Below are 17,332 nucleotides of genomic sequence, written 5' to 3'. Positions count from 1 at the left end.
GGCGCGCATGCGCGGAGTGGACGCGTTCCCGGCGCTCTGGACGCGCCGCACGACGTTGTCGCTTCCGGCGGACGCCGACCCGCCGCTCCAGGTGGATCTGCTCGCGCTGCCTGACCTCGTCGCGGCAAAGAAGACCCAGCGCGACCAGGACTGGCCGATGATCCGCCGCCTGGTGGAGGCCAGCTATTTTGGCGCGCGCGACCAACCAACGGCAGCGCACGTCGCGTTCTGGTTGCGCGAGCTGCGGACTCCGGAGCTGCTCGTCGAGTGTGCGTCGGCGTTCCCGGACGAGGCACGCGTTCTTCCGCGCCGTCCCGAACCTCCGCGTCGAGGTGCTGCCGTAAACGTCCCGGCGCTTGACCGTCGGGAGCCGGACCCCACCTTGCGGCGAGAGATCCGAGACGGCGGCGTACGTCAAGCGACGATGAGGTGCTCCCGAGGGACATCCGCAATCGGATGGTCACCCCTGCGTCACGCGGCGCTCGACGGCTTCCAGATAGGCGCCGTAGAGCCGCCGGGCCTTCGCGACGGACGCCAGCACGATCGCATCGTCAACCTCGTCATACTCGTGGACCAGCCGGTGACGCAGGCCGGCCGATGGAGCGAGGTCTTCCGCCAAGGCGGGCGGGATGACCCCCGCGCGCCCGAGGTCCACGAAGCTCTGCCGGTAATCCCGAGAGGGCCCCTCCGCGAACGCCCGCAGCAAGTGCTGGTTGACGTCCACCGCCGCCTCGACCACCTCCTGCAACAGACGTTCGGTCGCCTTCACGCGCATCCAGTCGCCCCGATACTGCTCCAGGGTGAGTCCCTCGATGCCGCCGAGCCGATCGAGGTTCGTGGCGATCACCGCCAGCTTTCGCCGCACCACGTCCCGATCGAGTTCCGTCACGCCGTCGCCGCCCTCAGCCGCGCCAGGCGTTCGAGGAAATCCTGGTGCTCGAGCTCGCGGAATTTCCTGGTATCCGCATAACGGCGCGACGCCAGCGAGGCGAATCGCGCGAACTCGCCCCGCGACTCCTCGAACAGCACGACGCCGTCCCGCGCGACCACCGCCCCCAACACCGGGTCCGCCCGCCGCAGGTCGGCCACGTCCACCCGATCCGTGTGGAGCGCCGCGACGAAGCGGTTGGTCGCGTCAATCGGGTCGAGCAGACCCGACGCGAGGACCCCCAGGTCGAGATCGTCGGGACCGGGTTCGCCCCGCGCCGCGGACCCGAACAGCACCACGAGCCGGTAGCCCGCCTCCCGCGCCACCTGCGGCGCGACGGCGGCCAGACGCTCCAGATGCCCCGGCGTCAGCGGTGGCATGCGAGGACTCACGGCTCCCTCCCCGTCGCTAAGAGCACCAGCACGTCGGCGTCGCTCCCTGGTACCGCGCGACCCTCGGCCAGCGACCCGAACAGGTACACACCGGCGACCTCTAACGCCTCGATGCCCACGTTCTTTCCGGCGTTCTCTAGGTCTCGATCGGCCTGTTTGATCAGGCGCTCAGACTCGATCCGCATGCGAAGAAGTTACTACCGAATCGGGCCGCGAGGCAGTCGGCGCGGCGTGACTTGGCCGCGGCGGCGCGCAGTTGCCGAGCCCCTATCCCTCGCCCGCTGTCACCCACGCCACCGTTCCGGGGGCGAGCACCCTGCTGCCCCGCGCGAACCGCTCGACCCCCGTGGCGATTGCTCCAACGTTTCCCGGCCTGAGCGCGCGCGACACTAACAGCACCCCCGGAAACGACCGCCCCACCCGCTGGGCGACACTCGCGAGATGGCTGAAGTCCGGGTAGTCGCGCGTCACAATCACCCTGTCCTGCCCGATCGCCCAGTCGAACACGGCCACGTCCGACGCGCCCGCAAGACCGATGTCCAGGACGTGCACCACATCAATCCCACGGTTGGCAAGCGCCGCCGCGACCCGCCGATCCATGTTCTCGTCGAGCAGGATCCGCAACGGCTAGGCTCGGGCCCGCGCCAGGAACTTCCGCTCCAGCTCCTCGCCGAGCCGCTCGTTCTCGTCCACCCACGCGTCCACATCCGGATGCTCGGCCGCGTACGCCAGAGCCTGCTGGATCGCCCCGGGCGACAGGTGCGGGCCGAAATACTCGCGCAAAGCCTCCGCATCGGTCCCCACGTCTCTCGCCACCATCACCAGTTCCCAGACGTCGGGACCGCCCCGCATCCCCGGCCGCCTCCCCACCGGGCCGTCCCGGAACTCTATTGCCGGGTACTTGGCCGTCGTGACCCACTCGTCCACGATCGCCCGCAGCGCCTCCGACGGCCCCATGCGCCGCCGCTTGGCGTAGCGGGTGATCTCGCGCAGCAACGCGGCCGGAAGGCGGGTCGCCACCGTGGATGATGCCATGGACCCCTCACTATGATTACGACGTAAACATCGTAAACACCACCGCCGGCCACGTCAAGGCTGCATCTACAACTCGGTCCTGGCGTCCGCCAGGCAAGCCCTCTGGTGCCGAGCTACAGCAGCCGCGCCATCGCCCCCGCGAACGCCCGCAGGTCACCCAGGTCCCGGGCCACGACTTCGAACACCAGTCCGTTCCAGGCGGCCCAGCGACTCCTCGATCTCGGCGCACCGCGTCCGGATCAGGTCCGCGTTCAGGCTCACGTTGCGAACGCCTCCCTGGCGCTGCGCCGCAGCAGCGGGGCGATGTCCAGATAGCGCTGCATGGTGCGCTCCATCACGTCTCCCAAGAGCGCATCGTCGCGGCTCAGGACGACCCGCCCCCGCATCACGTGGTACAGGAAAGACACCGGGGCCCCATTCAGGACGCGGGCATCCACCGGAAAGCCCACCCGCTCGCTCAGACGCTGGGAGAGCAGCGCGCCATAGAGAAGCCCGGACTGCCCGGAGCGGAGATAGACCCCGACGTCGATGTCGTGGAACGCCTCCGAATCCACGAAGGACCCGTACAGGAACGCAAAGGCCACGTCGGACTCGCCCGACAACCCGTCCGCCAGCGTCGCGGCGACGCGCGCCCGCGAGACGGGGTCCACCACGTGGAGCCGTCTCATCGTGAACCGGTCCGGCACGGCCTCCTCGACCGGATTCACGTATTGCCCGCCTGCGCCTCGATCCGCATGCGGAGAAGCTACCGCCGAACCGGACCGAGAGGCAGTCGGCGCGTGCTTGAGGCCTGCTCGGCGGCGCGTCATGCGCCGTCGCGGCCGCCCGGTTGCGGATCCGGGCGCGCTTCAATAAGTTTAATGATGGCCACGAAAACCATCAGCTCGTCCCTCGACCCCGCGATCTACCGGGCGGCCCAGCGCGCCGCCAAGGAGGAGCGACGCCCGCAGAGCTCCATCGTAGCGGAGGCCCTGCGTCTCTACACCGGCCTGCCGCTCGAAACCCGCCAGGCCATCCTGGCCCTGGAGCAGACGCTGGGCGAGGAGCGGACCGCGAGCAAGCTCGGGGCCGCCATCCGCGCCGCCGCCCTGGAGGCGCGGCTCGAGGCCATCGCCTCGCAGCTCCCGCCCGCCGACCTAAGCCAAGAGGAGATCGCCGACCTCGCCACCGAAGCCGTGGCCTGGGCCCGCCGCGGCCCCGGTGCCTGAGTCGCTCCTCCGGGCGGTCCTCGACACCAACGTGCTGGTCTCGGCGCTGCTGGCCCAGCGCGCCGCCCGGACTACCCCGCCCCTCCAGTGCCTGAAACTCGCCGCGCGCGGCGCCTTCAGGCTGGTCACGAGCCCCCCGATCGTCGCCGAGCTCGTACGCGCGCTCGCCTACCCCAAGCTCCAGATCCCACCCGACGCCGCCTACGCCTTCACCGGCCTGGTGGTCTCCCTCACGGAGCCCGACGGTCTGGTGCGCATCAAGGGGCGCCTCAGCGTCCTCAGGCGCGACCCAGCTGACAACGCCGTGCTCGAGACCGCGCTCGCGGGCCGCGCCGCGTGCCTCGTCACGGGCAACCTCAGGCACTTCGACGAGCTGGGTGCCGACCCGGAGCGCCGGCTCCGCGGCCTTCGCATCGTGAGCCCGCGGGAGTTCGTTCAGACCCTCGGCGGCTAGAGTGGGTCCTCACCCCCGTCGATCATCCGCGCCAGCAGCGTCAGGGTTGGGCCGCGGCGGCCCGCGATTTCAACTCAGCCCACCACGCCATTCGCTTCGCGATCTCTTTCTCGAACCCGAACCCGGTGGGCTCGTAGAACCGCGTCCCGCGCAGCACCTCCGGGAGATATTCCTGCGGCGTGTACCCCTCCGGCGCCGCGTGGGCGTACTGGTAGCCCTTGCCGTAGCCCTGCTCCTTCATGAGGGACGTCGGCGCGTTGCGGATGTGAAGCGGGACCCCTTCGGCCGGGTGCTCCCTGGCGGCCGCCAGGGCCGCGCCCCAGGCCTCGTACACCCGGTTCGACTTGGGTGCGGTCGTCACGTAGAGCACTGCCTCGGCCAAGGCCAGCTCCCCCTCCGGCTGCCCCAGGAAGTGCAGCGCCTCCTTGGCCGCCAGCGCCACGCTCAGGGCGCGCGGATCCGCGAGGCCGACGTCCTCGGACGCGGCGCGCACCACCCGCCGGGCGATGAAGAGCGGGTCCTCACCACCGTCGATCATCCGGGCGAGCCAGTACAGCGCGCCGTCCGGGTCCGACCCGCGCATCGCCTTGTGGAGCGCCGAAATGAGGTTGTAGTGCTCCTCCCCGCCCTTGTCGTACCGCGCGAATCGCCTCTGGAGCGCATCGGCGATGTCAGACGCACGGATGCACAGGGGCACAGCCGCACGGTCGCCCCCGGTTGCCTCGGCGTGCGCCTGTGCGCCTGTGCCCCCGTGCCCGCTGACGAATTCCGCCGCCGCCTCGAGCGCCGAGAGAGCGCGCCTCGCGTCACCATCCGCCTCGCGACCAAGCAGCGCGAGCGCCTCGTCATCGATCGTGAGCCCCAGCTTGCCCAGCCCTCGCTCCGAGTCCGCGATGGCACGCTCGACCAGGATCCTGACGTGTGCTTCCGAGAGCGGCTCGAGCACGAACACCCGCGTCCGCGAGAGCAGCGCGCCGGTGAGCTCGAACGACGGGTTCTCCGTCGTGGCGCCGATGAGCGCGATGGTCCCGCGCTCCACGTGCGGCAGGAACGCGTCCTGTTGCGCGCGGTTGAACCGGTGGATCTCGTCACAGAAGAGGATGGTGCGGCGGCCGTTGAGCGCGAGGCGGTCCTCGGCTTCCTTGATGATCCCGCGGACGCGCGGCACACCTTCGGTCACCGCGCTGAACGGGACGAACTCGCGTTCGGTGTAGGCGGCGATGAGGAAGGCGAGCGTTGTTTTTCCGGAGCCTGGCGGGCCCGAGAAGATCATCGAACCCACTTCCCCGCGGCGGATGAGCTCGCCGAGCGCCTTGCCGGGGCCCAGCAGCTGCTCCTGGCCGAGGAACTCGTCGAGCGAGCGGGGGCGCATGCGCGCTGCGAGGGGCTGCGCGCCCGCGGGTGGGGCGAACAGCGAGGGCTCGCGGGTCACAGGGACGGCAGGACCTCGAATCCCTCGGCGAGCGCCGCCTTCCGGAGGCGCCGATCCAGCGTGACGAACGGCTGATCCGGTGCCGTTTCCGCGCTCCACGAGAGAGCAGCAGCCAATTGGAGTGCGTCTCCGGCTTTGAGCGGATGGCGCCGCAACACGGACGCCGCGATGTCGCGAATCGCCTGCCGCGGGGCCACCTCGCGCCATTCCATCTGCGCCAGCCCCGCCCGCAGGGCGGACACCGCCGCTTCGGCCACCTCCCCCGTTCGTACCAGGCGTCCGAGGGCCGCCTCGCACTCGACCACGGTGCCCCACCACACCACCATTGCCGGGTCAGCCTCTGCCAGGGCCAGACACGCTTCGGTGCCGGGCTGAGCGACGAGCGTCGCCACGATCGCCGAGGAATCCCAGAACCTCACGACTCATCCTCGTAGCGCTCCCAGGCGATCCACCGCTCGATGGCCCCCTCCGGCACCTTGGGGCGCTCCCAGGCGAAGAAGCTGTCCGGGAGGCGACCGGACCCCCGCACGATGATCCGGCCCTGGCGCTCCGCCTCGCGCATCCGGGCTTCCTCATCGTTCTCGGGCGGCGGCACCGGGATGATCTTCGCGATGGTCCGCCCGCGCTCCGTGACGATGATCTCCTCCCCTCGCTTGACCTGGGCCAGGTACCCGCTCAGCCCCGCCTTCAGCTCCGACACCTGCGCGACCTTCCGGTTCTTGGCCTTCCCGTGCTTTTTCATCATGACCTCATTGGTCCAGTCGATGTGACCAATATAGTCACATCGCCCCCTCATCCCAAGGCCCGCGGTCATTCGAGCGGCAGGGCATGGCCGCGGCAAGTTCCTGCTGCAGCCCGCGTTAGGCCACAAGCGCCTCCAGAGCCTGCTGATCCAGCGCCGGGCCAACATACTCCAGGATTCCGCGCCCATCACGCAGATGCCGTTCGGTGCCACCATCCCGGCACCGCTCGAGCTTGCGAACCACGATCACCTCAGGTGGTGCCACCCGCAGAACGTGCCCGCCGACCAGATGACGCTGATGGCGCTCCAGCACGATGGCGTCGAGGGGATCGTTCCCAGGAGGGTACGCCGCCGGTGCTGGCGGGCGAGCGCCGACGCGCACTCGACCACCGTACCCCACCACACGACGACCGCTTCGTCGTCCTTGAAGAGCGCGCGCATGTCCGCCGTGCGGCGCTCCGCGACGTGCAGCGGCACGAGCGCCGAGGCATCCCAAAACCTCACCGGCCCTCCTCCCGTTCCTCCAGCAGGGCCTTGAGTACCAGTCCCTCGGGATCCTTCGGCAGCTCAAGGGTCCAGTACTCCGGCGGGACGCCCGGGTGCTCCGGTATCGTCAGAATGCCGCGACGCTCCAGCTCCCTCATCCGCTCCATCTCATCGTCCTCCGCCGGCGGGACCGGAATGAGCTTCGCGATGGTCCGTCCGCGCTCAGTGATGACGACCTCCTCGCCCCGCTTCACCTGGGCCAGGTACCCGCTCAACCCCGCCTTCAGCTCCGACACCTTCGCGACCTTCCGGGTCTTGGCCTTCCCGTACTTCTTCATGGTGACCTCATTGGTCCAATCGACGTGACCAATATAGTCACATCGCCCCCTGATCCCAAGGCCCGCTCCAGGAGGCCGTGGGCGAGGAGGAACGCCCCCGCGCCGGCGAAGAACGCCGCCGGGAGCATCCATCCCTTCTTTCCCTGGAACTCGGGCACGAGGTTCGATGCGCCCACGTAGATCGTCACCCCCGCCGAGAGCGCGAGCCCGTACTCCTGGAGCACCCCCGCCCACGCCGTGACCAGGACGCCGAGGATCGTGGCGCCGCCGAGCAGCGCGGCCGCGAAGTAGCCGCGCCGGGCGGTGCCTCCGGATGCGATCACCAGGCTCGAGACCGTGACGCCCTCGGGAATCTTGTGCAGGAAGATCGCGACGAAGAAGAGCACGCCGAGGGATGCGCTGACGAGGAACCCCGACGCAATGGCGACGCCGTCGAAGAAGGTGTGCAACAGCAGGCCGACGAGCGCGGCGCTGCTCGCCCGCTCGGAGACCACGTGCGTCTCCTCGCCGAAGTGGAAGTGCGGCGTGAGGGTGTGCTGGGAGAGGTGCACGAGCAGGTAGCCGAGGAGGATAACGGGCGCGGCCGTCGCGGCATCCCGGCGCAGCGCCTCGGGCACCGCCGCTACGAGCGCGAGCGCGAGCATGAATCCCGCCGCGAACGCGACGAACCCCTCGATCACCCGAAGCCCCATGCGGGCGCTGCGCGCGACGGCCACAGCGCCGAGCAGGTTCGCGGCCGCCGCCACCACCCCGAACAGCACGGCCGGCATGATGCTCACGACAACTCCTTGGCGCGGACGAGCAGGTGCTCGCGGGTGTTGCGCCACGGCTCGTCGAGGACTTCGTCCAGAAGGCGGCGCAGCACCTCGCCCATGGCTTTGCCCGGTGCGAGCCCGGCCGCCTGGAGATCGTCGCCGGTGACGGCCAGATCGCGGATGCCGATCGCGTCACCCGATGCGATCACCGCCTCCACGGCCGCCAGAAGGTCGGCACGACGGGCGCGTGGCTCGGACACGGCGATGACGTCCCGGGCGCTGGCGCGGTGGCGCGAGAGCCAGCGGCGGACCTCCCGGGTAGCGCCGGGCGCCGGCAGCGGCTCCGCCAAGCCTCCGACGACCCAGCGAACCCGTTCCACGTCCCCGCTGGAGAACCGCAGGCGCCGCACCGCGGCCTCGGCCGCGTCCGAGCCGCCCACGACGTACCCGAGCGCCGCCGCCGTCAGCAGCACCGGATCGCGAGGCTCGATCTCGTCGAGCGTTCCCTCGGCGCGCGCGTCGAAATCCGCCAGCTCCGGCCACACTTCGCGCCACACTCCGGCCCGGCGCCAGAGGCCCACCCCGACCGACGGCAAGCTGGTCGCGAGCATCTTGAGCCACTCGTCCCGCACCCGCTCGCGCGAGAGGTGCGCCAGGTCCGACGCCGCAGCGACGAGGGCATCCCAGGTCGCGGGATCGAGCGCGAACCCCAACGTCGCGGCGAACCGGAGCGCCCGCAGCACCCGCAGCCCATCCTCGCGGAACCGCATTGCGGGGTCGCCTACCGCGCGGACGACGCGAGCGCGCAGGTCGTCCCGGCCGCCGAACGGATCGCGGATCTCGCCGCTCCAGGGATGGACCGCGACGGCGTTGATCGTGAAGTCACGCCGGGCCAGGTCGTCCTCCAGCGTCACGCCGAACTCCACCTCGGCGTGGCGCCCGTCGGTCTTCACGTCCTTGCGGAACGTCGTGACCTCGTGGGCGATGCCGCTCTGGTCCAGCACCGCCACGGTGCCGTGCTCGATGCCGACCGGCACGGTGCGCCGGAACAGCGCCTGCACCTGCTCGGGCCGCGCCGAAGTGGCGATGTCGAAGTCACCGACCCGCGCCGCGGACTGGCCGAGCAGCAGCTCGAGGAGGACGTCACGCACCGCGCCGCCCACGTACCAGACCTCGAAGCCGGAGTCCCTGAGACGGGACGCGATCTTGCCGACCTCGGCGGGGATGCGTTCTACCGGGAAGACCTCAGCCACCCAGGACGCTCCCGCCGTTGACGTTGAGTATCTCACCCGTGATGTGGCGCGCGAGGTCGGAACAGAGGAAGAGGATGGGACCAGCGACATCCTCCTGCGACGCCACCCGGCCGAGCGGGATCGTCGCCTCGATGCGGGCCCGGCCGCCGCCGGCGTACGGCTGGGCGGCCATCTCCGTGTCCACCCATCCCGGGGCGACACAATTCACTCGGATGCTCGGCGCCAGCTCCACCGCGAGGCTCTTGGTGAGCGACACGATGGCGCCCTTGCTGGCGGCGTAGTCGGCGTGGAAGGCCTCGCCGCGCTGCGCGGCCGTGGACGCGACGAACACGATCGAGGCGCCGTCCACCAGCTTCGGCGCGAAGGCGCGCACCACGTAGAAGTACGAATCGAGGTTCTGCGCGATAGTGGAGTGCCACTGGCTGGGAGGCATCTGCGCCAGGGCCGCCGCGTCCGGCACCCACACGCCGTGATTCACCACCAAGGCGTGCAGCGGCGCCGCGACCGCGGCCGCCGCCTTCTCGGAGACGCACGGATCGGAGAGGTCGCCGTGGGTGGAGCGCGACACCGTGATCACCTCGGCACCCGCCTGCCGGAACATCTCGGCCGTGGCCTTCCCGATGCCGCGGGCGCCGCCGGTCACGACCGCGCGCTTCCCCGCCAGGTCAATCACCACGCCCACTCACCCGCGCCCTGCGCGTCGGTGCGCCGGTGCGCCTGTGCGCCTGTGCGTCTGCGCGTCGGTGCGCCTGTGCGTCGGTGCGTCGGTGCGCCGGTGCGCCGGTTGCGCCTGTGCGTCTGTGCGTCTGTGCGTCTGCGGGTCTGCGCGTCTGTGCGTCTGCGCGTCTGTCTTTGCTTCACAGCCCCGGCTCGATCTGCGAGCACACGTAGTGGTCGATGGCGAGCTGGATCTCCTGCGCGTGCGCCCCGTCGTCCGTCGGCACGAGGATCACCAGGTCCACGACGTCCTTGAGTGGCCCGCCGCCTCTGGCAAGCAGCCCCACGGTCGTGACTCCCGCGGCCCGTGCCGCCTGGGCGGCGTGCGCCAGGTTGGGCGAGTTCCCTGACGTGCTGACGAGCACCAGGAGGTCGCCCTCCCGGCCGTGCGCCTCGACCTGCCGCGCGAAGACCTGGTCGAAGCCGAGGTCGTTCGCGGCCGCCGTCACGAGCGAGCTGTCCGTGGAGAGGGCGAGCACCGCGGCAGCCTTCCGCTTCACCGGCAGGTAGCGCACCACGTACTCGGTCGCGATATGCTGAGCGTGCGCGGCGCTCCCGCCGTTCCCCGCGAAGAAGACCGTGCGCCCCGCCGCCAGCGTCGCCCGCACCAGCTCGGTATAGCGCCGCACCGGCTCCGCGAGCTCCACCGCGCAGCGCTCGGCCAGCCGGCCCAGCTCACTCAGGTGCCCCAGCGTCACGCTTCCTTGCCTCCCACCACGAATTCCTTGAGCATCGAGTACCACGAGCGGCGAAAGCGCAGCGGCGGCACCGGCGCCGGCGCTTGGTCCGCGAGGATCGCGGCCGGGTTCTCCACCGCCAGCAGGTGCGCCTGGGTTCGTCCGCCGTGGCTCTCGAGCCACTCCACTGCCGCCTTGAGGTTGCGCTGGTCACCGTGGTTGTCGCTCGCGATGATGGTCGCACACCCCGCTTCGACCAGGGCGCGGGCCCGACCGGCGCGTCGCGTGTCCGCCAGCAGCGTGGTGGCATCCACCTGGAGCAGCGCACCCGCCTCGCGCCAACGCGCGGCCACCTCGACCGAACAAACGGCGTAGCGCTCAGGATGCGCGAGCAGCGGCACCACGCCCTGAGCCGCCACCCGGGCGAGCGCCTCGACGCTGCCGTAGGCCGGCACCAGCCGGCCGAACTCCACCAGCAGGTAGCGCGTCCCCCCGAGTCCAAGACAGCGGTCCCCGAAGACGGGGTTCGGGACGTCGAGCATGATCTCGAAGCCGCGGGTGAGCCTGGGCTCCGGCGGTGCGGCCAAGCGCAGCTGGTCCACGAGCTCGTCCAGCTCCTCGCACGGCGCGTCGTCGAGGTGGCTGGCCTTGAGATGCGGCGTGCAGCACACGGCGGTGACCCCCATCTCCGCGAACTTCGTCAGCACCGCCACCGACTGCGCGACATCGTCCGAGCCGTCGTCCACCCCCGGGAGGAGATGGGTGTGCAGGTCGATCACCGCGACCCGTCCCGCGCCGCCTCGACCAACTCGCGGATCGCGTCCGGACCGCCCGCCTCGATGGCGTTGCCCACGACCACGAAATCGGCGCCGGCCGCGCGCGCCGCGCGGACCTGCGCCGGCGTCCGGATGCCCCCGCCGACGAACACCGGCAGCCCCACCGCCCGGCGCACCGCGCCCACCACATCGGGGCCGACCGGATTTGCCGCGCCGCTCCCGGCGTCGAGGTACACGGCCGCCATGCCGATCAGGCTGGCGGCGACCGCATGCACCGCGGCAAGCTCAGGCTTGTCGGCCGGAAGCGGTCGCGTCTGGCTCACCGCCTCCGCCGCGGTGACCCTCCCGCCGTCCACCAGGATGTACGCGGTCGAGATGGTGGGGATGCCGTGCCGAAGCAGGAACGGCACGGCGCGCACGTGCTCCTCGATCAGGTACTGAGGGTTGCGGCCGGAGACCAGCGAGAGGAGCAGCACCGCGTCCACATCGGGCACCAGCTGATTGGCCGAGCCCGGGAACAACAGGAGCGGAAGGCTCGTCGCCCCTTTGATGGCGGCCGCCACCTCGCCGGTGCGCGCGGCGCCGTCGAACGACGTCCCGATCAGGAGTCCGGCCGCCCCATCACGCTCGGCGCGCTCGGCCAGCCGCGCCGCGTCCGAGGCAGCGGTGCGCTCCGGGTCCACCAGCACCAGCAGGCCCGGTGCGCGCGCGCACAACCGCTCGAGCACAGTGCTCACGCCGCCGCCCGCTCGAGGAGCCAGCTCACCAGCGGTCCCACGTCAGCGCGCTCCTCCGCCGCCGCCTCGAACGCGAAGGTGACGAACGCGTCGGCGGCGAGCAGGTCGAGGCCCACCTCTACCGAGCGCGGGTCACGGCCGGCCAGCGAGCCAAGCGTGGCGAGCCCGAGCGCTCCCATAGCGGATGTGATCGAGCCGCCCACGGCAAGGCTCTCTTCCGGGTACGCCGCAAGCACCTGCTCGAGGCGCTCCGCGAGCACTGGTGGCGGCGCCGCTTTCCGCGAGAACAGCCACTCCCGCACTTTCGTCTTCGTCACGAGTGCGAGCTCAGAACTTCCCGGACGATCTCGGACGCGCGTCGCTCCGCCTCGTCCAGGCGGCCCGGGTCGCCGGCGCCGGCGGAGGCGAAGTGGGGCCGGCCACCGCCCTTGCCCCCCGACAGTGCCGCGATCCGGTTCACGAGGTCGGGCGCCGTGACCCCGCGCGCGATGAGGTCGTCGGTCACGCCCGCGTGGATGCCCGGCCGGTCGCCGGTCGCCACGATGACGAGGACGCCGCTCTTGGTCTTCGAGCGGAATGCATCCACCATCGCGCCGATCTCGTTGCGGTCGCCCGATGGGGCCCGCGTGACGCTCACCGCCGTGCCGTTCACGTCGGTCGTCTGCGCGGCGCCCGGCGCGCCGCCGCCGCGGATCAGCTCCTCGACCCGCTTCTCCAGCTTGCGCCGCTCCTCCACCAGCGACTCCACCCGGCGCGCTAGGTGCTCCGGCGCGCTCCCGGCCCTCTCAGCCGCGCTCTCCAGCAGCCGCTGGCGCCGGTCGAGCCACGCGAACGCGCCGGGCCCGGTTAGCGCCTCGATCCGCCGGATTCCCGCGCCGACCCCGCTCTCACTCACCACCCGCGTCAGGCCGATCTGCCCGGTAGTCCGCACGTGCGTCCCTCCGCACAACTCGCGGGACACCTCGGGCACGGTCACGACGCGCACCACGTCCCCGTACTTCTCGCTGAAGAACGCCATCGCGCCGAGCTTGAGCGCGTCCGCGTACTTCATCTCGTCCGTGAGCACCTCGAGGTTCTCCCAGACGTGCTCGTTCACTTCGTCCTCGATCGCCTTCAGCGTCTCGGCCGGGATGGGATGGTGGTGCGTGAAGTCGAAGCGCAGCCGCTCCGGCGACACGACCGAGCCCGCCTGCCCGACGTGGGTGCCGAGGACCTTGCGCAGCGCCGCGTGCAACAGGTGCGTCGCAGAATGGTTCCGCTCGATGTCGCGCCGCATCCGCTGGTCCACCACGGCTAGCGCCGGCGTCGGCTCGAACGGGCCGTCGTACGCGCCGAAGACCGCGGTGCGCCCTTCGATCTTCCGGACCTCATCCACGGCCAGCTCCCAGCCCTGCCCCACGACTTTGCCGCGGTCGCTGACCTGGCCGCCGCTCTCGGCAAAGAACGGGTTCTGGTGGAGCACGAGCCCCACCCCGCTCTCGGTGCGCTGGAAGGCGAGGATGTCGGTCTCGGCGCGGGTGGTCTCGTAGCCCACCCAACGCTGCCGGAGCCTCGGCTTCACCCTGATCCAGCCGCTCTGGTGCACCTGGACCGCCGGGGCTCCCTCGGCGCGCCGGTGCGCCGGTGCGCCGGTGCCCGCCGCTTTTCTCGACCGCTCCCGCTGCTCATCCAGCAGCCGCTCGAATCCCGCCACGTCCACCGTGATCCCGCGTTCGGCCGCGACGATATGCGTGAGGTCGATCGGGAATCCGTAGGTGTCGTACAGCTTGAACGCCTCTTCCCCGCTCACTTCCGTGAGCTGCTCCATGCGCCGGAGCCCGCCCTCGATCGTCTCGAGGAAACGCTCCTCCTCGGACGCGGTCAGCTCGGCAAGGAGCTTGGCGCTCTTCACCAGCTCGGGATAGTGGCCTCCCATCGTCTTCACGACTTGGTCCACGAGGTGCACCAGCGTTGGCTCGCGGCGGCCCATGAGGTACGCGTGCCGCACCGCCCGGCGCAGGATGCGCCGCAGCACGTAGCCTCGCCCCTCGTTGGACGGGTACACGCCGTCGGCGAGGAGGAAGGCGACCGCGCGCGCGTGATCGGCCAGGACGCGGAACGGCGCACCGGCCTCCCCGCGATCGTAGGGCTGCCGGATGACCGCTTCGGCCCGCGCGATGAGCGGCGCGAAGAGATCGGTGTGGAAGTTCGACTGCTCGCCCTGCATGACCGCGGCGATCCGCTCCAACCCCGCGCCGGTGTCCACCGAGGGCGCGGGTAGCGGCACCAGCGCTCCGCCGGGCTGCCGGTCGTACTGCATGAAGACGAGGTTCCAGATCTCCAGGAAGCGCCCGGCCTCCGCGGCCTCTACGAACTCGTCCAGGGAGTGGACGTGATCGGACGCGCGCGCCGTCGTCGCCGGGGCCTCCCGCTCCGCCGACCGGACGGACGCACCGATGGAACCGCTCCCCGCTCCCCGCTCCCCCAGGTCCACATAGATCTCGCTGCACGGCCCGCACGGCCCCGTGTCAGCCATCTGCCAGAAGTTGTCCTGGTCGCTCAGGCCGTAGATCCGCTGGTCCGCCATGCCGGCGATCTCGCGCCAGAGCCTTCGCGCCTCGTCGTCCTGATGATGGACGCTGATCCGGATGCGGGAGGGGTCGATCGCGAGCCAGTCCCTCCCCGTCACGAACTCCCACGCGAACGTTATGGCGTCCCGCTTGAAGTAGTCGCCGAAGGAGAAGTTGCCCAGCATCTCGAAGAAGGTGTGGTGCCGGTCGGTGTGGCCGACCTGCTCGAGGTCGTTGTGCTTGCCGCCGGCGCGGACGCACTTCTGGGCGGTGGTGGCGCGCCGGTAGTCCCGGTGCTCCACGCCCAGGAAGGTGCGCTTGAACTGCACCATTCCGGCGTTGGTGAACAGCAGGGTGGGGTCGTCGGCGGGCGCGAGGGTGGACGACGGCACCTCGCGGTGATCGCGGGCGACGAAGAAGTCGAGGAAGCGGCGGCGGATCGCGTCGGCGAGCATAGAACCTGGAAAATCTAGCCCGCCAACGCCTCCTTCACCACCTCGCTCACGTCCCCCGCGCTGAATCCGCGGCGCATCAAATAGGCCTTGAGCCGGCGCCGCCCCGTGGCGGGGTCGAGCCCTTTGAGCGTGCGCGCCTTCTTCGCGGCCGCTTCGCGCAGGAGCACCCGGGGATCGAGGCCCTCATCCGCCAGCGCCTCGCGCACTGCCGCCTCCGCGTCACGCTCCGCCAGCCCCAGCCGTCGCAGGTCCCTGACCAGGCGGCTGGGACCGAGCTTGCCCCGCCGGGCGCGCGTCTCGGCGTAGTGCCGCGCGAACGCGAGGTCGTCGATGAGTCCCGATTCCACCAGCGCGCCCACGGCCGCCTCGGCCGCCTCGCGCCGGTGCCCCTTGCGCGTCAGCCGGCGCGCCACCTCGCGGGAGGGCAGAGCGCGCGCCGCCAGGACCCTCAACGCGACGGTGCGCGCCGAAAAAACGTCCGCCCGTCCCGACAACGCCGAGAGGCGCCCGTCGTCGAGCGCCTCCCCCACCGCGAGGCGCAGCTCGCGGACGTCGGCGGCAGACACCGTCCCGAATGGCGCGCCGTCCACCGCGGCGCGTATGCCGCTGCCCGCGGGCTCCGGCTCCAACGCCGTGATGAACGGCATCTACTCCTCGCTCGAGACCTCTTCCTCGACCACGGCGCCGGGCTTCATCCCCAGCGCCTCCTTGACCTTGCCCTCGATCTCCGTCATCAGGGCCGGGTTGTCGCGCAGGAAGAGCTTGGTGTTCTCCCGTCCCTGGCCGATCTTCTGGCCATTGTACGCGTACCAGGCGCCCGACTTCTCGATGACGCCCGACTCGCTGGCGAGATCCACCAGCAGCGCCGAGTGGCTGATCCCCTCGTCGAACATGATGTCGAACTCGGCCTGCCGGAACGGGGGGGCCACCTTGTTCTTCACCACCTTGACGCGGGTGCGGTTCCCGATCACCACGTCGCGCTCCTTCACGGGGCCGATGCGACGGACGTCGAGCCGCACCGAAGCGTAGAACTTCAGCGCCCGCCCGCCCGAGGTCGTCTCCGGGTTGCCGTACATGACGCCGATCTTCTCGCGCAGCTGGTTGATGAAGATCACGGACGTGCGCGAGCGGTTGATCGCGCCGGCGAGCTTGCGAAGCGCCTGGCTCATGAGCCGCGCCTGGAGCCCGACGTGCGAGTCGCCCATGTCCCCCTCGATCTCCGCCTTGGGGACCAGCGCCGCCACCGAGTCGATCACCACTACGTCCACCGCGCCCGAGCGCACCAGGATGTCGCAGATCTCCAGCCCCTGCTCCCCGGTGTCCGGCTGCGAGATCAGGAGGTTGTCCACGTCCACGCCGAGCTTGCGCGCGAACTCCACGTCCAGCGCGTGCTCCGCGTCTATGTATGCGGCGACGCCCCCAGCCTTCTGGGCGTTGGCCGAGACATGCAGCGCCAGCGTGGTCTTGCCGGACGACTCCGGCCCGAAGATCTCCGTGACCCGGCCGCGCGGGATGCCGCCGATGCCGATGGCGGCGTCCAAGTTTATCGCCCCGGTCGGAATGAAGTCCACCCTCACCCGGAACCGCTCCGACCCCATTCGCATGATCGAGCCTTTGCCGCAGGATTTCTCGATCTGGGCGATGGCGAGGTTAAGGGCCTTGCGGCGGTCGTCTTGCGGATCGGCAGGCATGCGGACCTCAAGAAAAAAGGGTGTAGGGTGTGGGGTGCAGGGTGTAGGGGGATGCACAGCCCGGCGGTAGATCAGCCACGCCGGCGGGCATCCAAAACCCAGCACCCGACACCCCGAATATATACCGAAAGCCCATTAGCGCCAGCCCGGCCTGAAGGCCGACTGGAGCCATTCGACCCGGGCTCCCTGGACCGCGATCACGTCGAAGCGGCAGCAGTCCCCGGGGCGGCCGTGGCGCTGGAGCCAGGCGCCGGCCGCGCGCACCAGCTCGAGGCGCTTGCGGGGAGTCACCGACTGGGCGGGAGTGCCGAACCGGCTGTCGGAGCGCGCTTTCACTTCCACGAACACGACCACGGCGCCTCGCCGGGCAACCAGGTCCACGTCGTGCCGATGATGGCGGAACCGGTGTTCGAGGATCTCGTAGCCCTGCGCGCGCATCACGCCGGCAACGAGCACTTCCGCGGCCACGCCGTCTCGGTGGCGCGCATCGGTCCAGGTGGAAGGGTCGGACTTGAGCACGGCGCCAAAGTACGGAAGCCGGCCGCAGGTACATAACCGGAATCAACGCATGTGGTAGCGGAAGTGGTGCAAAAGGAGCGGGGAGCGGGGAGCGGTACCACCCGATGCACAACGCGGCGCACCCGGCGCCGCGACGGGCATCCCAAGGTACCGCTCCCCGCACCTTTTTCACCACTTCCGCTACCACA

25 protein-coding genes are annotated in these 17,332 nt (G+C 70.6%); 2 read left to right on the top strand and 23 right to left on the bottom strand.

Translation table 11 applies throughout. The annotated features are described in order from the left end of the window. The 7 genes from Q8Q85_15055 to Q8Q85_15025 form a co-directional block, all read right to left on the bottom strand. The coding region (locus Q8Q85_15055) for a hypothetical protein (GenBank protein MDP3775577.1) at positions 1-418 on the bottom strand (418 nt) is incomplete at its 3' end. 42 nt (positions 419-460) lie between these two features. Then, positions 461-889, bottom strand: coding sequence for a DUF86 domain-containing protein (locus Q8Q85_15050; protein ID MDP3775576.1), 429 nt, complete (start codon positions 887-889; stop codon positions 461-463). Next, entirely contained in the window at positions 886-1,320 is a 435-nt protein-coding gene (locus tag Q8Q85_15045) for a nucleotidyltransferase domain-containing protein (GenBank protein MDP3775575.1), read from the bottom strand. The genes Q8Q85_15050 and Q8Q85_15045 overlap by 4 nt, the downstream gene beginning before the upstream one ends. Beyond that, positions 1,317-1,505, bottom strand: a complete 189-nt coding sequence (locus Q8Q85_15040; protein MDP3775574.1) for a nucleotidyltransferase domain-containing protein — start codon at positions 1,503-1,505, stop codon at positions 1,317-1,319. Before Q8Q85_15040 ends, Q8Q85_15045 begins: the two co-directional genes overlap by 4 nt. An 82-nt stretch (positions 1,506-1,587) precedes the next feature. After that, positions 1,588-1,944 carry a DUF5615 family PIN-like protein gene (locus tag Q8Q85_15035; protein ID MDP3775573.1) on the bottom strand — a complete coding sequence of 119 codons (357 nt, stop codon included), beginning with the start codon at positions 1,942-1,944 and terminating at the stop codon, positions 1,588-1,590. A 3-nt stretch (positions 1,945-1,947) separates the two neighbouring features. Then, a complete protein-coding gene (locus Q8Q85_15030) occupies positions 1,948-2,355 on the bottom strand; it encodes a hypothetical protein (protein MDP3775572.1) in 408 nt (135 codons plus the stop codon). 257 nt (positions 2,356-2,612) lie between these two features. After that, positions 2,613-3,062 (bottom strand): nucleotidyltransferase domain-containing protein, encoded by a 450-nt coding sequence (locus Q8Q85_15025; protein MDP3775571.1) that lies wholly within the window; start codon positions 3,060-3,062, stop codon positions 2,613-2,615. A gap of 156 nt (positions 3,063-3,218) precedes the next feature. Here Q8Q85_15025 and Q8Q85_15020 point away from each other — a divergent pair, with 156 nt between their 5' ends. Then, positions 3,219-3,563 (top strand): hypothetical protein, encoded by a 345-nt coding sequence (locus Q8Q85_15020; GenBank protein MDP3775570.1) that lies wholly within the window; start codon positions 3,219-3,221, stop codon positions 3,561-3,563. After that, a complete protein-coding gene (locus Q8Q85_15015) occupies positions 3,556-4,017 on the top strand; it encodes a putative toxin-antitoxin system toxin component, PIN family (GenBank protein ID MDP3775569.1) in 462 nt (153 codons plus the stop codon). Before Q8Q85_15020 ends, Q8Q85_15015 begins: the two co-directional genes overlap by 8 nt. Before the next feature lie 40 nt (positions 4,018-4,057). On the opposite strand, the gene Q8Q85_15010 is transcribed toward Q8Q85_15015, so the two are convergent. The 16 genes from Q8Q85_15010 to Q8Q85_14935 form a co-directional block, all read right to left on the bottom strand. Then, on the bottom strand, positions 4,058-5,449 hold the full coding sequence (locus tag Q8Q85_15010; protein MDP3775568.1) for a replication-associated recombination protein A: 1,392 nt from the start codon (positions 5,447-5,449) through the stop codon (positions 4,058-4,060). Continuing rightward, complete coding sequence (locus Q8Q85_15005) at positions 5,446-5,868, bottom strand: type II toxin-antitoxin system VapC family toxin (protein MDP3775567.1); 423 nt, start codon at positions 5,866-5,868, stop codon at positions 5,446-5,448. Before Q8Q85_15005 ends, Q8Q85_15010 begins: the two co-directional genes overlap by 4 nt. Then, positions 5,865-6,191, bottom strand: coding sequence for a type II toxin-antitoxin system prevent-host-death family antitoxin (locus tag Q8Q85_15000; GenBank protein MDP3775566.1), 327 nt, complete (start codon positions 6,189-6,191; stop codon positions 5,865-5,867). The genes Q8Q85_15005 and Q8Q85_15000 overlap by 4 nt, the downstream gene beginning before the upstream one ends. Before the next feature lie 246 nt (positions 6,192-6,437). Beyond that, entirely contained in the window at positions 6,438-6,695 is a 258-nt protein-coding gene (locus Q8Q85_14995) for a hypothetical protein (protein ID MDP3775565.1), read from the bottom strand. Further along, positions 6,692-7,015: a type II toxin-antitoxin system prevent-host-death family antitoxin gene (locus tag Q8Q85_14990; GenBank protein MDP3775564.1), complete on the bottom strand. Its 324-nt coding sequence runs from the start codon at positions 7,013-7,015 to the stop codon at positions 6,692-6,694. Before Q8Q85_14990 ends, Q8Q85_14995 begins: the two co-directional genes overlap by 4 nt. Further along, complete coding sequence (locus Q8Q85_14985) at positions 7,012-7,785, bottom strand: ZIP family metal transporter (protein MDP3775563.1); 774 nt, start codon at positions 7,783-7,785, stop codon at positions 7,012-7,014. The genes Q8Q85_14990 and Q8Q85_14985 overlap by 4 nt, the downstream gene beginning before the upstream one ends. 5 nt (positions 7,786-7,790) lie before the next feature. After that, complete coding sequence (locus Q8Q85_14980; GenBank protein MDP3775562.1) at positions 7,791-9,023, bottom strand: CCA tRNA nucleotidyltransferase; 1,233 nt, start codon at positions 9,021-9,023, stop codon at positions 7,791-7,793. Next, positions 9,016-9,705 (bottom strand): SDR family oxidoreductase, encoded by a 690-nt coding sequence (locus tag Q8Q85_14975; GenBank protein MDP3775561.1) that lies wholly within the window; start codon positions 9,703-9,705, stop codon positions 9,016-9,018. The genes Q8Q85_14980 and Q8Q85_14975 overlap by 8 nt, the downstream gene beginning before the upstream one ends. A gap of 175 nt (positions 9,706-9,880) precedes the next feature. After that, positions 9,881-10,438 carry an SIS domain-containing protein gene (locus Q8Q85_14970; protein MDP3775560.1) on the bottom strand — a complete coding sequence of 186 codons (558 nt, stop codon included), beginning with the start codon at positions 10,436-10,438 and terminating at the stop codon, positions 9,881-9,883. After that, positions 10,435-11,196, bottom strand: coding sequence for a CpsB/CapC family capsule biosynthesis tyrosine phosphatase (locus Q8Q85_14965; GenBank protein ID MDP3775559.1), 762 nt, complete (start codon positions 11,194-11,196; stop codon positions 10,435-10,437). The genes Q8Q85_14970 and Q8Q85_14965 overlap by 4 nt, the downstream gene beginning before the upstream one ends. Beyond that, on the bottom strand, positions 11,193-11,930 hold the full coding sequence (locus Q8Q85_14960) for a phosphoglycerol geranylgeranyltransferase (protein ID MDP3775558.1): 738 nt from the start codon (positions 11,928-11,930) through the stop codon (positions 11,193-11,195). The genes Q8Q85_14965 and Q8Q85_14960 overlap by 4 nt, the downstream gene beginning before the upstream one ends. Then, a complete protein-coding gene (locus Q8Q85_14955) occupies positions 11,927-12,247 on the bottom strand; it encodes a hypothetical protein (GenBank protein MDP3775557.1) in 321 nt (106 codons plus the stop codon). The genes Q8Q85_14960 and Q8Q85_14955 overlap by 4 nt, the downstream gene beginning before the upstream one ends. Continuing rightward, positions 12,244-14,934, bottom strand: coding sequence for an alanine--tRNA ligase (gene alaS / locus Q8Q85_14950; GenBank protein MDP3775556.1), 2,691 nt, complete (start codon positions 14,932-14,934; stop codon positions 12,244-12,246). The genes Q8Q85_14955 and alaS overlap by 4 nt, the downstream gene beginning before the upstream one ends. A 14-nt stretch (positions 14,935-14,948) precedes the next feature. Next, positions 14,949-15,581, bottom strand: a complete 633-nt coding sequence (locus Q8Q85_14945) for a regulatory protein RecX (protein ID MDP3775555.1) — start codon at positions 15,579-15,581, stop codon at positions 14,949-14,951. Next, positions 15,582-16,625, bottom strand: a complete 1,044-nt coding sequence (gene recA, locus Q8Q85_14940) for a recombinase RecA (protein MDP3775554.1) — start codon at positions 16,623-16,625, stop codon at positions 15,582-15,584. Between the two features lie 135 nt (positions 16,626-16,760). Then, complete coding sequence (locus tag Q8Q85_14935; GenBank protein MDP3775553.1) at positions 16,761-17,144, bottom strand: YraN family protein; 384 nt, start codon at positions 17,142-17,144, stop codon at positions 16,761-16,763. Positions 17,145-17,332 lie beyond the last annotated feature (188 nt).

Source organism: Gemmatimonadales bacterium (assembly GCA_030697825.1).
Lineage (GTDB): Bacteria > Gemmatimonadota > Gemmatimonadetes > Gemmatimonadales > JACORV01 > JACORV01.
This window is presented reverse-complemented; position numbering and strand designations above follow the sequence as displayed.

Coding starts and splice junctions, on each gene's coding strand:
- Q8Q85_15000 (MDP3775566.1), bottom strand. CDS start 6,191: ATGAAAAAGCACGGGAAGGCCAAGAACCGGAAGGTCGCGCAGGTGTCG.
- Q8Q85_14985 (MDP3775563.1), bottom strand. CDS start 7,785: ATGCCGGCCGTGCTGTTCGGGGTGGTGGCGGCGGCCGCGAACCTGCTC.
- recA (MDP3775554.1), bottom strand. CDS start 16,625: ATGCCTGCCGATCCGCAAGACGACCGCCGCAAGGCCCTTAACCTCGCC.
- Q8Q85_15040 (MDP3775574.1), bottom strand. CDS start 1,505: ATGCGGATCGAGTCTGAGCGCCTGATCAAACAGGCCGATCGAGACCTA.
- Q8Q85_15020 (MDP3775570.1), top strand. CDS start 3,219: ATGGCCACGAAAACCATCAGCTCGTCCCTCGACCCCGCGATCTACCGG.
- alaS (MDP3775556.1), bottom strand. CDS start 14,934: ATGCTCGCCGACGCGATCCGCCGCCGCTTCCTCGACTTCTTCGTCGCC.
- Q8Q85_14990 (MDP3775564.1), bottom strand. CDS start 7,015: ATGAAGAAGTACGGGAAGGCCAAGACCCGGAAGGTCGCGAAGGTGTCG.
- Q8Q85_15030 (MDP3775572.1), bottom strand. CDS start 2,355: ATGGCATCATCCACGGTGGCGACCCGCCTTCCGGCCGCGTTGCTGCGC.
- Q8Q85_14945 (MDP3775555.1), bottom strand. CDS start 15,581: ATGCCGTTCATCACGGCGTTGGAGCCGGAGCCCGCGGGCAGCGGCATA.